This window comes from Pengzhenrongella sicca, assembly GCF_017569225.1.
GTDB classification, from domain to species: domain Bacteria; phylum Actinomycetota; class Actinomycetes; order Actinomycetales; family Cellulomonadaceae; genus Pengzhenrongella; species Pengzhenrongella sicca.
This window is the reverse complement of record NZ_CP071868.1, coordinates 4,359,375-4,372,187: the sequence shown is the minus strand read 5'-3', so window position 1 is coordinate 4,372,187 and position 12,813 is coordinate 4,359,375. Positions and strand designations below refer to the sequence as shown.

Here is a 12,813-nt window from a genome sequence, read left to right as displayed (position 1 = left end):
ACCCGTGAACACCGAAGAACTCCCGATGATCATCTTCACCGTGCTGGCCCAGATGTCCGTGGGCGCGTTCGTCGTGCTCGGCGTCGTGCAGGTCGTCGCCGCGCGCCGGTTCGGGGCCGCCGCCGTGGACAAGGTCACCGACCCCGCCCTGTACGCGATCGGGCCCGCGCTCGTGGCGGGCCTGGCCGCGTCGATGCTGCACATGAACGACGTGACGAACACCTTGAACGTGGTCCGCCACCTGGGCACGTCGTGGTTGAGCGCGGAGATCGTGTGCGGGATCGCGTTCGCCGGCCTCGGGTTCGTGTTCGCCGCCGCGCAGTGGTTCAAGTGGGCCACCCCCACCTGGCGCCGGGTCCTGGCCGCGGTCACCGCCCTGGTCGGGATCGCCCTGGTCGCGTCGATGTCGATGATCTACTACACCCTGGTCACCGTCCCGGCCTGGCACACCTGGGCCACCCCCGTGCAGTTCTTCACCACCACGTTCCTGCTCGGCACCCTCGCCGTCGGCGCCGCCCTGACCGGGACCGTGATGTGGCGCACCCGCCACCGCACCACCGCCGACGCCCACGACGCGGCCAGCGCCGGCGCCACCGTCCCCACCACCGACCTGCTCGCGTCCTGCCTGCGCGGCCTGGGCATCGCCGCGGTCGTCCTGCTCGGGGTCGAGTTCCTCATCATCCCCCTGTCGATCACGACCCTGACCGCCACCGGCGGCGTCGCCGCCGAGTCCGCCACCGTGTTCACCGGCGCCTGGTTCATCGCCCGCCTCACCCTGGTCTTCGCCGGCGCCGGGCTGCTCGCCGCGTTCGTGCTGCGCTACGCCACCACCCGCACCAACCCCCGCACCCTCGCGATCCTCACCGCCACCGCATTCGTCCTCGTCCTCGCCAGCGAACTCATCGGCCGCTCCCTGTTCTACGACTCCATGACCCGCATCGGCATGTAAGAACACCCGCCGCCGAAGGGGTGGGTCGGCGAAGGTAGGTCAGGGCTGGGTGGGGCTCGGCGGTTCCTGCGGAACCTGGCGCCGGTGCAGGGCGGCGACGAGGTCGCCGAGTGCCTCGCCGACGCGCGGCGGCAGGGTCACGGCCGGGTCCGCCCCGGTCGCGCCGTCGTCGGCCCGGCCTGGCTCGCCCGACTCAGGCGACGGCCCCGCCCCGAGCCTCGCCGATGCCGATGCCGATGCCGACGCCGCGCTCGCGTCGCGCCAGGCCAGCGTCGCCGCCACGAGCCGGCCGTAGACCCGCGCGTCCTGCGGGTCCCGCAGCCACGCATCCGCGGCCGCGGCGACTGCCTCGGCGAGCAGCGCCGCCCGCGCATCGGTCGCGTTCGTCATCGTCCGCCGTTTCCTGTCCAGGCCTGCGGGGCTCAGGGGTTCGGGGCCGGGGCGTCCCAGCGCGTGAGCGCCCGGTCCACGCCGGCGATGCCGTCGGCCACCGCGGCGGCCTGGGCCTGCGCGCCCACCGCCGACCCGGCGGCCAGGCCGACGAGGAACGCCGTCATCGGCGCTCCGGGGCGCGAGGGACCGTGCGCGACGTCCTTGATCAGCCGCAGCATGCTCACCGTGCCTGCGTCGAGGACGGATCGGTCGACGTCGAGCTCCCGGCACACCTCGTCGAGCCACCGGTCCATCGTGGCCATCTTCTCGGTCTCGTCGCCGCTCATCGCTGTCCTCGTCGTCGTGCCCCGGAGCGCGTTCGTCCCGGCAGGCCTGACTCGAAGGATGGCACAACGCGACCGGGGGTCGGCGTCGGCGAGAATGGCCCGATGACTGATAGCGAGCGGACGCGCTTTACCCACGTGGACCAGCGGGGGGCGGCCCGCATGGTCGACGTGAGCGCCAAGGCCGTCACGGTGCGCAGCGCGACCGCGAGCGGCTTCGTCACCACGACCCCCGCCGTCATCGCGCTCCTGCGCGGCGAGGGGGTCCCGAAGGGGGACGCGCTCGCCGTGGCGCGCATCGCCGGGATCCAGGCGGCCAAGCGCACACCCGACCTGGTGCCGCTGTGCCACCCCATCGCGATCCACGGGGTGACGGTCGACCTCGAGGTGACCGACCTCGGCGTCTCGATCGTGGCGACGGTCCGCACGGCGGACCGCACCGGCGTCGAGATGGAGGCGCTGACCTGCGTCGCCGTCGCGGGCCTGACGATGATCGACATGGTCAAGGCGGTCGATCGGGCCGCCGTCATCACCGACGTGCGGGTCGAGGAGAAGACGGGCGGGCGCAGCGGCACCTGGCGGCGGTAGCCGGCCCGGCCCGCAACGACCGAGGTCCCCGGCGACGAGCGCCGGGGACCTCAGCCGTTCACCGCGAGCGGCGCGTCAGCGCTCGACGTCGCCGGCGATGAAGGACTCGAGCTGCGCCCGGCCCTTGATGTCTTCCATCTGCACCGGCGGCGACTTCATGAAGTACGTCGAGGCGGAGATGATCGGGCCACCGACGCCGCGGTCCTTGGCGATCTTCGCCGCGCGGACCGCGTCGATGATGATGCCGGCCGAGTTGGGCGAGTCCCACACCTCGAGCTTGTACTCGAGGCTGAGCGGGACCTCGCCGAACGCGCGACCCTCGAGGCGCACGAACGCCATCTTGCGGTCGTCGAGCCACGGGATGTAGTCCGACGGGCCGATGTGCACGTTGCGCGCACCCAGCTCGTGGTCGAGGTTCGACGTGACGGACTGCGTCTTGGAGATCTTCTTCGACTCGAGCCGGTTGCGCTCGAGCATGTTCTTGAAGTCCATGTTTCCGCCGACGTTCAGCTGGTACGTGCGGTCCAGCACGACGCCGCGGTCCTCGAACAGGCGCGCGAGGACGCGGTGCGTGATGGTCGCCCCGACCTGCGACTTGATGTCGTCACCGACGATGGCGACACCGGCGGCCTCGAACTTCGCGGCCCAGACCGGGTCGGACGCGATGAACACGGGGAGCGCGTTGACGAACGCGACCTTGGCGTCGATCGCGCACTGCGCGTAGTACTTCGCGGCGTCTTCGGAGCCAACGGGCAGGTAGCACACGAGGACGTCGACGCGGGCCTCGATGAGCGCGGCGACGATGTCGACCGGCTCGGCGTCGGACTCTTCGATCGTCTCGCGGTAGTACGTGCCGAGCCCGTCGTGGGTGTGGCCGCGCTGGACGGTCACGCCGAGCGGCGGGACGTCGGCGAACTTGATCGTGTTGTTCTCGCTCGCGACGATCGCCTCGGAGAGGTCGAAGCCAACCTTCTTCGCGTCGACGTCGAACGCGGCGACGAACTTCAGGTCGGAGACGTGGTAGTCCCCGAACGTGACGTGCATGAGCCCGGGGACCTTGTCCGCGGGGTCGGCGTCGGCGTAGAACTGCACGCCCTGGATCAACGACGACGCGCAGTTACCTACGCCAATGATGGCGACGCGGATGTCAGTCATCCTCGCTCCTTCGGTTCGGTGCCGAGACGCGAGGCGTCGTCGGCGGGATCGGCGTCGGTCGGATGACCAGCGCCGGTAGGTCTCACGCGACGAGTGCCGCGCTCGTTGTCGATGAGGTCGTCGAGCCAGCGGACCTCGCGCTCCACGCTCTCGAGCCCGTGGCGCTGCAGTTCGAGGGTGTACTCGTCCATGCGCTCACGGGTTCGGTTGAAGGATTTGCGCACGGTCTCCAGCCGTTCGGTGAGCCGGCTGCGCCGACCCTCCAGGATGCGCAGCCGGGTCTCGGCGTCGGTCCGCGAGAAGAACGCGAACCGGACGTCGAAGTTCTCGTCTTCCCAGGTCGCCGGGCCGGAGGAGGCCAGGATCTGCTGGAACTGCTCCTTGCCGTCGGCGGTGAGCTCGTACACGATCCGTGCTCGCTTGCCCGACAGTGCGTGCGGCGGGGCGTCCGTCGAGGCCGTCCCGGCGATCCAACCTCGAGCGACGAGCAGCTTCAGGCACGGGTAGAGCGAGCCGTAGGAGAAGGCCCGGAACGATCCGAGCACGAGGTTGAGCCGCTTGCGCAGCTCGTACCCGTGCAGCGGGGCCTGATCGAGCAGCCCGAGGATGGCCGGCTCCAGCACGTCTGATCGTCCGCGCATCGTCGCCCTCCTCTACGCTGGTCGTGTTCCGGTCACTCGATGTATCGAATGGATATATCGAGAGAGTAGGGCCTGTTCGTGCCCGAGGCAACCATCTGCCGCGCGCGAACCCCGTGCCGATCGTGTGAAGGATCCCGCCAGAGCGCCGCCGTCGTCGGTTCGCCCAGCGCGCTCACGCATACTGAGGGCGAAACGAGCGGGCGTAGCCATGCATGGCGTCGCCCCGGTCCGGTGGACGGCGGGAAGGCAGGACGTGGCAGTCGCGAATCAGCGGGGTCGGTCGACAGGGGCGGGCCGCCGTTCAGGACCGGCCCCCCGCAAGGATGCTGCGCAGCGCCGCCTCATCGACTACCCGCGCGCCGGGCTCCGAGGGGTCCGGCGCTGGCTGCCGTCCTGGCGGCTCGTGCTCGGCTCGTTCCTCACGCTCGGGTTCCTCGTGCTCGGCCTCGTGGTCGCCGCCTACGCGACGACGACGGTGCCCAAGCCGAGCGACTTCGCCCAGGCACAGACGACGACCGTCCGATACGCGAACAACGACGACGGCAGCCCCGGGGCCGTCATGGGCACCTTCGCGGAGCAGAAGCGCCAGATCGTCGACGCCTCGACCCTCCCGGAGCACGTCGGCCACGCCGTCGTCGCGTCCGAGGACCAGTCGTTCTACGACAACGCCGGCGTCGACCCCGTCGGGATCGTCCGCGCGTTCGTCAACAACGTGCGCGGCGGGGCGACCCAGGGCGGATCGACCATCACGCAGCAGTACGTCGAGCGGTACTACAGCGACCAGACCACGACCGACTACGTGGGCAAGTTCCGCGAGGCGCTGCTCGCCGTCAAGGTCACGCAGAGCCAGGACAAGAACGAGGTGCTCGGCAACTACCTCAACACCATCTACTTCGGCCGCGGGACGTACGGGATCCAGGCGGCCGCGCAGGCGTACTTCGCCGTCGACGCCAAGGACCTGACGGTCGCGCAGGGTGCCCTGCTCGCCGGGATCATCCCCTCGCCGTCGAACTGGGACCCCGCGGTGAATCCGGAGAAGGCGCAGCAGCGCTGGGAGCGGGTGCTCGACAACATGGTCGCGGGCGGCTGGCTCACGGCCGCTGATCGCGCCGCGCAGGTGTTCCCGCCCACGGTCGAGGTCGTCGCGTCCGAGACGTACGCCGGGCCGCAGGGCTACCTGCTCAAGATGGTGCGCGACGAGCTCATCGACCGAGCGTCGTTCGACGACGCGATGATCGACACGGTCGGCCTGAACATCGTCACGACGATCGAGCAGCCGGTGCAGCAGGTCGCCGAGGCTGCCGTCGCCGGGCTGCGCGACGGGACCCTCGCCGGCGTCGCGCCCGACCCCCTGACGAAGGTGGGCCTGACCTCGATCGACCCGGCCGACGGCGCGATCGTCGCGCTCTACGGGGGGCCGGACTACATCACCCAGTCCCGCAACGCCGTCACCCAGGACCGCGCGCAGGCGGGATCGACCTTCAAGCCGTTCGCGCTGGTCGCGGCGCTGGAGAACGGCGTGAGCCTGAGTAAGACCTACAGCGGCAAGAGCCCGATGACGCTCGACGGCTGGGGCGGCGACGCGGTCCGGAACTTCGGTGGCACGAGCTACGGGCAGATGGACCTGGTCAAGGCGACGGCCCAGTCGGTGAACACCGTGTACGCGCAGCTCAACCTCGAGGTCGGGCCGGCGAAGACCGCGGACGCCGCCAGGCGGGCCGGCCTGACGACCGAGATCGGCGACAACCCCGCGAACGTGCTCGGCACGGACAACGTGCGCGTGCTCGACATGGCGAGCGCCTACGCGACGTTCGCCGCGCAGGGCTTCCACAGCACGCCGTTCATCGTGCGCGAGGCGACCTACCTCAAGGACGGCGCGGTCGCGTACCGCGGCGCCGGCACGCGCGAGCAGGTGTTCCAGGCCGACGTGATGGCCGACACGACGTACGCGATGACGCAGGTGGTCCAGGTGGGGTCCGGCAAGACCTGGATCAAGCCGCTCGACCGGCCCATCGCGGGCAAGACCGGCACCTCGTCCGACAACCACTCCGCGTGGTTCGTCGGCTTCACGCCGCAGCTCGCGACGGCGGTGGCGTTCTACCAGCCGACCGCCGACGGCGCGGGGGAGGACGCGATCACGCCGTTCGGCCGGAACGTCGACGAGATCACGGGTGGCACGTGGCCGGCGGCGCTCTGGGCGTCGTACATGGAGCCGGTGCTCGGGCTGCCGAAGTACGCGACGGTCGTCGAGTTCCCGGCGCGCACGAACGTGAACCGCGCCGTGCCGTCCTCGACGCCGACCATCGCGCCGACGCCCACCGAGGAGCCAGCCGTCGAGGCGCCGCCGGCGCCCACGACGGTCGCTATCCCCAGCGGCCTCGCCGGGATGAAGCAGGCCGACGCGGAGGCCGCGATCCTGGACGCCGGCCTGACCCCGAGCTCGAGCCAGCAAGCCGACGCGACCGTGCCCGCGGGCACGGTCCTGAGCTCGAGCCCCGCGCCGGGCAGCGAGGTCGCGGCCGGGTCGACCGTCTCGCTCGTCGTCTCGTCCGGACCCGCTCCGGCGGACCCGGTGCCGGCGGATCCCGCGCCGATCGATCCGCCCGACGTCGCGGTCCAATAGCGACCCGGCCGACGGCGTCGTCCACAGGTCGTCGGCCGGATTTCGTGGCGGAGCGGCGACCCGCTATCGTGGCTGGTTGCCGTGCCCATCGGGTGTCGTCGCAGATCGATGCGACCCGGGTACGGCGACGCAACAGCCCTCCTGTCACGGAGAGACCGTGACCGCAAAGTCCACAGGAGGTGGGTAAACGCATGCGCAAGTACGAGATCATGATCATCCTCGACCCCGAGGTCGAAGAGCGCACCGTCGCTCCTTCGCTCGACAAGTACCTCACCGTCATCAAGAACGACGGCGGTAGCGTCGACAAGGTTGACATCTGGGGACGGCGCCGGCTGGCGTACGACATCCAGAAGAAGTCCGAAGGCATCTACGCGGTCGTCGATTTCACGGCGACCTCGGACACGGCCAAGGAGCTCGACCGCCAGCTGGGCCTCAACGAGGTCGTGCTGCGGACCAAGGTTCTTCGCGCCGACGCCTGAGGGCAACCGCGCACATCCTGACTCAGAGACGACAAGCAAGGAGTTGGCATGGCTGGCGAGACCGTCATCACGGTGATCGGGAACCTCACGGGGGACCCGGAACTGCGCTTCACCCCGTCGGGTGCGGCTGTTGCCAACTTCACCGTGGCCTCGACGCCCCGGACCTTCGACCGCCAGAGCAACGAGTTCAAGGACGGCGACACGCTGTTCATGCGCTGCTCGATCTGGCGGGAGGCGGCCGAGAACGTCGCCGAGTCCCTCACCAAGGGCATGCGCGTGATCGCGTCCGGCCGGCTCGTCCAGCGCTCGTACGAAACCCGCGAGGGTGAGAAGCGCACGGTGGTCGAGCTTCAGGTCGACGAGATCGGTCCGTCCCTGCGGTACGCCAGCGCCAAGGTCACCCGCGCCCAGCGCAGCGGTGGCGGCGGCGGTGGTGGCGGTTTCGGCAACAGCGGTGGCGGCGGCGGGAACTCCGGCGGCGGCAACTCCGGGGGCAACTCCGGCGGTGGCTTCGGCGGCGGTTCGCACTCCGGCGGCGGCCAGCAGGACGACCCGTGGGCCACGTCGGCCCCCGGCGGCTCCTCGGCCGGCGGCTCGGACGAGCCCCCGTTCTGACCTGCGCTGAACTGTTTGCTCTGAAACTGAGTCAACCGGGCGCCAAGCCCGTTTCACCACCCATCCCGGGGCCATGGCAAGCCCCGGGCTCCATGAATTCTCTACAAGGAGCCCCACGATGGCCAAGGCCGTTGTTCGCAAGCCCAAGAAGAAGCTGAATCCCCTCAAGGCGGCGAAGATCACCGTCATTGACTACAAAGACACTGCGCTGCTGCGCAAGTTCATCTCCGACCGTGGAAAGATCCGCGCTCGCCGGGTGACCGGCGTGACCGTCCAGGAGCAGCGCGCGATCGCGCGCGCCGTCAAGAACGCCCGCGAGATGGCGCTTCTGCCGTACTCGTCGTCCGCACGCTGAGAAGGAGGTTGACTCATGGCCAAGATCATCCTGACCCACGAGGTCACCGGTCTCGGTGCCCCGGGCGACGTCGTCGAGGTGAAGGACGGGTTCGCCCGTAACTACCTCGTCCCGCGCGGCCTGGCGCATGCCTGGTCCAAGGGCGCAGAGAAGCAGATCACCTCGATTCGCAAGGCCCGCAAGGCCCGCGAGATCGAGACGCTCGAAGAGGCGAAGTCGATTCGCGACTCGCTGCAGTCGAAGACCGTCATCGTGACGGCGAAGGCCGGCAACGGTGGACGCCTGTTCGGTGCGATCACGACCTCGGAGATCGCCGACGCCGTCAAGGCCGCCGGGGCCCCCGCCGTCGACAAGCGCAAGGTCGAGGTCGGTCAGCCGATCAAGGCCCTGGGCGACTTCACGGTCCAGGTTCGCCTGCACCCCGAGGTCACCGCGTCGATCGCCATCAAGGTCGTCGCTGCCTGATTTAGCATGTGGTGAGCGCCAGCGCCCACCGCGAGGACCCGGCCCCCGAGGGGACCGGGTCCTCGTGCGTTCAGGGACGGCCCAGCCCGGGTTGAGCCCGAGGCTCGGGACCGGGTCAGGCGCCCGTGACCATCCAGGTCGTGCCGCGGGCGCGCAGGCCCGTCGTCAGCGCGCGCGCGAGCATGAAGACCCCCGCGAAGGCCGCCCACAGCAGCGCGAGCCCGCCGCCGCCGTCGGGTGCGAACGCCCGGACGGCGAGCGCGACCGGGACGTAGGCGACGAGCGTGAGCATCCCGGCCGCCGCGAGGTAGCGCCCGTCGCCGGCGCCGATGAGGATGCCGTCGAGCACGAAGACCCACCCGGCGATCGGCATCGCCGCGCCGACGACGACGAGCGCCCAGGTGACGGCCGTGCGGACCTCGGGGTCGGCGGTGAACAGGGGCGCGAGCCACCAGCCGCTCGCCGCGACGACGACGCCCAGCACCACGCCCGCGCCCGTTCCCCAGGTCAGAGTGCGGCGCAGCACCGCGCGGGCCTGGGCGACGTCGGCCGCCCCCAGTGCCCGGCCGACGAGCGCCTGCGCGGCGATCGCGAGCGCATCCAGGGCGAACGCCGTCAGGCCCCAGACCGAGGCGACGACCTGGTGCCCGGCGAGCGCGACCTCGCCGAGGCCGGCGGCGACGAACACGGTGAGCAGGATCGCGAGCCGCAGCGACAGGGTGCGGATGAGCAGCGGCGCCCCGGCTCGGGCGTTCGCCCAGATGCCGCCGACGGCGGGGCGGACGGCCGCGCCGGCCCGTCGCGCCCCGCGCAGCACCACAGTCGTGAGCACGGCGGCCATCCCCAGCTGCGCCAGCGCTGTCCCCAGGCCGGAGCCGGCTATCCCCATCCCCGCGCCGTACACGAGGGCGACGTTGAGGGCGGCGTTGGCGACCGCGCCGCCCGCGGCGACCCACAGGGGCGTCCGGGTGTCCTGCAGGCCGCGCAGGGCGCCCGTGGAGGCGAGCACCACGAGCATGCCGGGGAGCCCGGGGGCGGACCACCGCAGGTACGCGACGGCGTGGGGCGCGACCTCGGCGCTCGCGCCCAGGGCGCCGACGGCCCAGGGGGCGCCGGCCCAGCAGGCGGCGGCGAGCGCGACGCCGAGCCCGGCGGCGAGCCACATGCCGTCGACCCCGAGCGTGAGGGCGCCCCGCGCGTCACCTGCGCCGATGCGCCTTGCGACGGCCGCGGTCGTGGCGTAGGCGAGGAAGACGCAGAGGCCGACGAGCGTCAGCAGGACGGTCGAGGCCAGCGACAGCCCGGCCAGCTCGGCGGTGCCGAGGTGCCCGACGATCGCGGAATCGGCGAGCACGAACAGCGGCTCCGCGACCAGTGCGCCGAGCGCCGGCACGGCCAGCGCGAGGATCCGGACGTCCAGTTCGCGAGCACCGTGTCCACGCCTTGGATCGTTCGACAATCGATCTCCCGTCCACAGCTCAGCGTGACGTCGGGGCCGCTCACCTGGGGGTTCCGCCGACACCCACAAGACTATCCACAGGGATGTCCACCTCCTGTGCACAGTCGCGCGCGCAGCCGTCCACAAGTTGCCCACAGGGCCGCGCACAGGCTCTTTTGTGGTCTCCGGAACAGGCGCCTAACCTCGCGTAGGCACGTCGCCCCAAGGTCTGGAGCGGGACCCGGGACGATGAGTGTCTGACCCACCCGGTAGAACATGTGTACGACGAAGTATGACAAGTCTGGGGTTGGTCTGGTTGTCGATCGATGAGCTCGAGCAGGGGTTCTCGGGTCCCCCGCGCGGTGGTTTCGACCGCACGCCCCCACAAGACATCGCCGCCGAGCAGAGCGTCCTCGGCGGGATGATGATCTCGAAGGACGCGATCGCCGACGTCGTCGAGCAGCTGCGCGGCACCGACTTCTACCGGCCGGCCCACGAGTGCGTCTACGACGCGATCCTCGACCTCTACGGCCGCGGCGAGCCCGCCGACGCCGTCACCGTCTCGGCCGAGCTGACCAAGCGCGGCGAGATGGGCCGGATCGGCGGCGCGCCGTACCTGCACACCCTCATCTCGATGGTCCCGACCGCCGCCAACGCCGGGTACTACGCCCGGATCGTGCGCGAGCGCGCCGTGCTGCGCCGCCTCGTCGAGGCCGGCACCCGGATCGTCCAGCTCGGCTACGCGACCGAGGGCGGCGACGTCGACGAGATCGTCAACAACGCGCAGGCCGAGGTCTACGCGGTCACGGAGCAGCGCACGTCGGAGGACTACCTGCGCCTGGGCGACGTGATCGGCGGCACGGTCGACGAGATCGAGGCGGCGGGGCACCGCGGCGAGGGCATGATCGGCGTGCCGACGGGCTTCGCCGACCTCGACCGGCTCACGAACGGGCTGCACCCGGGCCAGATGGTCGTGCTGGCGGCGCGGCCGGCCATCGGAAAGGCGCTCGCGCTTGACACCCCGCTCCCGACCCCGACCGGCTGGACCACGATGGGCACGGTCCAGGTCGGAGACGAGCTCCTGGCCGCCGACGGGACCCCGACGCGCGTCGTGGCCGCGACCGAGGTCATGGTCGACCGTGACTGCTTCGAGGTGACCTTCGACGACGGCACCACGATCGTCGCCGACGCCCAGCACCAGTGGTCGACCACGACGCGGGCGTCTCGCCGCACGGCCGGTCCCGCCCAGGTCCGCACGACCGAGGAGATCGCCGCAACGGTTCGTTGCGCGTCGGCCGACAAGCGGGCGAACCACGCCGTGCGCACGACGGCGCCACTCGACCTTCCCGATGCAGCGCTTCCCCTCCACCCGTACGCGCTGGGGGTGTGGCTGGGCGACGGGCACTCGTCCGCTGCGGGTGCTGCGTCTGCCGACCCAGAGATCGCGATGCGGATCGAGGGCCTCGGTCTGGCCGTCCGGCAGCACGGGACCAACGGCGCGTCGGCCGACTACGAGATCGACGACGATCGCCTCCCTTTGGCCTACCTGCGGGCGGGCGAAGGGCAGCGCCGTGCGCTGCTCGCCGGGTTGATGGACACGCTCGGGACCATCGACTCAACCGGTGGCCTTCGCCTGACGGTGTCGAGCCAGCGGCTAGCGGACGACGTCCGCGAGTTGGTGCATTCGCTCGGCTACCGCAGTGAATCGCCGAGCGTCGTCGAGGTGACGTTCACGACCGACGACGAGGTTTTTGCGCTGTCGCGGAAGCAGCTCACCCACAAGGAGCGTCGCCGCGCGAGCACGGCGCGGCTGACGCAGCGCTTCATCGTGTCTGCGACTCGGGTCGCGTCGGTTCCGGTCCGCTGTGTCGAGATCGAGCACGCCGACCACCTGTATCTCGCCGGCCGCGCGATGGTGCCGACGCACAACTCGACGATGGGCCTGGACATCGCCCGCTCGGCATCGATCAAGCACGGCATGACCTCCGTGATCTTCTCGCTCGAGATGAGCCGGAACGAGATCACGATGCGCCTGCTCTCGGCCGAGGCGAAGATCCACCTGCAGAAGATGCGTAACGGCACCATGGGCGAGGACGACTGGCAGAAGTTGGCCGGGACCATGGGCAAGATCTCCGAGGCGCCGCTGTTCATCGACGACTCCCCCAACATGTCGCTCATGGAGATCCGGGCGAAGTGCCGCCGGCTCAAGCAGAAGCACGACCTCAAGCTCGTGATCATCGACTACCTGCAGCTCATGAGCTCGGGCAAACGCGTTGAGTCACGTCAGCAGGAGGTCTCGGAATTCTCTCGTGCGCTCAAGCTGCTGGCGAAAGAACTCGAAGTCCCCGTCATTGCAATCAGCCAACTCAACCGTGGTGCAGAACAGCGAACAGATAAGCGCCCTGCAATGAGTGACCTTCGTGAAAGCGGCAGTATAGAACAGGATGCGGATATCGTTATTCTTTTGCATCGAGAAGATGCCTATGAAAGAGAATCACCGCGCGCTGGCGAGGCGGACCTTATTGTTGCCAAGCACAGAAATGGCCCGACTGACGTGATCACGGTCGCTTTTCAAGGGCACTACTCGCGCTTTGTTGACATGCAGAACAACTAGCCGGCTGCACTCGCGGCACGTCCGAGTCTTTGTGGCCGCCGGTCCTCGGCGGCGGATCGGCAGGCATCGCGCGGCTGACCGGCGTCATTACCGGGCTGTTCGAGGCAAGTTAAGTCTCGGCGCTGACGCCCTCCGCGAAAGTGCAATCGAAGGGTTGCGGAAGGATGGGACCATG

13 protein-coding genes are annotated in these 12,813 nt (G+C 70.1%); 8 read left to right on the top strand and 5 right to left on the bottom strand.

Annotated features, from left to right (window positions below):
* Positions 1-4: 4 nt before the first annotated feature.
* Complete coding sequence (locus tag J4E96_RS20030; protein ID WP_227423777.1) at positions 5-949, top strand: dimethyl sulfoxide reductase anchor subunit family protein; 945 nt, start codon at positions 5-7, stop codon at positions 947-949.
* Positions 950-988: 39 nt separating this feature from the next.
* Here J4E96_RS20030 and J4E96_RS20025 read toward each other — a convergent pair whose 3' ends face one another.
* On the bottom strand, positions 989-1,339 hold the full coding sequence (locus tag J4E96_RS20025; RefSeq protein ID WP_227423776.1) for a hypothetical protein: 351 nt from the start codon (positions 1,337-1,339) through the stop codon (positions 989-991).
* A 32-nt stretch (positions 1,340-1,371) separates the two neighbouring features.
* Positions 1,372-1,668, bottom strand: a complete 297-nt coding sequence (locus tag J4E96_RS20020) for a DUF6457 domain-containing protein (protein ID WP_227423775.1) — start codon at positions 1,666-1,668, stop codon at positions 1,372-1,374.
* 102 nt (positions 1,669-1,770) lie between these two features.
* Between J4E96_RS20020 and moaC the strand changes: the two genes are divergently transcribed.
* Entirely contained in the window at positions 1,771-2,253 is a 483-nt protein-coding gene (gene moaC / locus J4E96_RS20015; RefSeq protein ID WP_227423774.1) for a cyclic pyranopterin monophosphate synthase MoaC, read from the top strand.
* 75 nt (positions 2,254-2,328) lie between these two features.
* On the opposite strand, the gene J4E96_RS20010 is transcribed toward moaC, so the two are convergent.
* Both J4E96_RS20010 and J4E96_RS20005 read right to left on the bottom strand, forming a co-directional pair.
* Positions 2,329-3,408 carry an inositol-3-phosphate synthase gene (locus J4E96_RS20010; protein WP_227423773.1) on the bottom strand — a complete coding sequence of 360 codons (1,080 nt, stop codon included), beginning with the start codon at positions 3,406-3,408 and terminating at the stop codon, positions 2,329-2,331.
* Positions 3,405-4,049 carry a PadR family transcriptional regulator gene (locus J4E96_RS20005; protein WP_227423772.1) on the bottom strand — a complete coding sequence of 215 codons (645 nt, stop codon included), beginning with the start codon at positions 4,047-4,049 and terminating at the stop codon, positions 3,405-3,407. Before J4E96_RS20005 ends, J4E96_RS20010 begins: the two co-directional genes overlap by 4 nt.
* 253 nt (positions 4,050-4,302) lie before the next feature.
* Here J4E96_RS20005 and J4E96_RS20000 point away from each other — a divergent pair, with 253 nt between their 5' ends.
* The 5 genes from J4E96_RS20000 to rplI all read left to right on the top strand — a co-directional run bounded on the left by J4E96_RS20000 (position 4,303) and on the right by rplI (position 8,586).
* The gene (locus tag J4E96_RS20000) at positions 4,303-6,672 is read left to right on the top strand and encodes a transglycosylase domain-containing protein (RefSeq protein WP_227423771.1); all 2,370 of its coding nucleotides are present in this window, start codon (positions 4,303-4,305) and stop codon (positions 6,670-6,672) included.
* Between the two features lie 191 nt (positions 6,673-6,863).
* Positions 6,864-7,151, top strand: coding sequence for a 30S ribosomal protein S6 (rpsF, locus tag J4E96_RS19995; protein WP_227423770.1), 288 nt, complete (start codon positions 6,864-6,866; stop codon positions 7,149-7,151).
* Between the two features lie 48 nt (positions 7,152-7,199).
* Entirely contained in the window at positions 7,200-7,766 is a 567-nt protein-coding gene (locus J4E96_RS19990; protein ID WP_227423769.1) for a single-stranded DNA-binding protein, read from the top strand.
* 118 nt (positions 7,767-7,884) lie between these two features.
* On the top strand, positions 7,885-8,121 hold the full coding sequence (gene rpsR, locus J4E96_RS19985) for a 30S ribosomal protein S18 (RefSeq protein ID WP_130102542.1): 237 nt from the start codon (positions 7,885-7,887) through the stop codon (positions 8,119-8,121).
* A 15-nt stretch (positions 8,122-8,136) separates the two neighbouring features.
* Positions 8,137-8,586: a 50S ribosomal protein L9 gene (gene rplI / locus J4E96_RS19980; protein ID WP_227423768.1), complete on the top strand. Its 450-nt coding sequence runs from the start codon at positions 8,137-8,139 to the stop codon at positions 8,584-8,586.
* A gap of 115 nt (positions 8,587-8,701) precedes the next feature.
* Here rplI and J4E96_RS19975 read toward each other — a convergent pair whose 3' ends face one another.
* Positions 8,702-10,063: an MATE family efflux transporter gene (locus J4E96_RS19975; RefSeq protein WP_406620481.1), complete on the bottom strand. Its 1,362-nt coding sequence runs from the start codon at positions 10,061-10,063 to the stop codon at positions 8,702-8,704.
* A gap of 253 nt (positions 10,064-10,316) precedes the next feature.
* Here J4E96_RS19975 and dnaB point away from each other — a divergent pair, with 253 nt between their 5' ends.
* Positions 10,317-12,638: a replicative DNA helicase gene (gene dnaB, locus J4E96_RS19970; RefSeq protein ID WP_406620134.1), complete on the top strand. Its 2,322-nt coding sequence runs from the start codon at positions 10,317-10,319 to the stop codon at positions 12,636-12,638.
* The last annotated feature ends 175 nt before the right edge of the window (positions 12,639-12,813 follow it).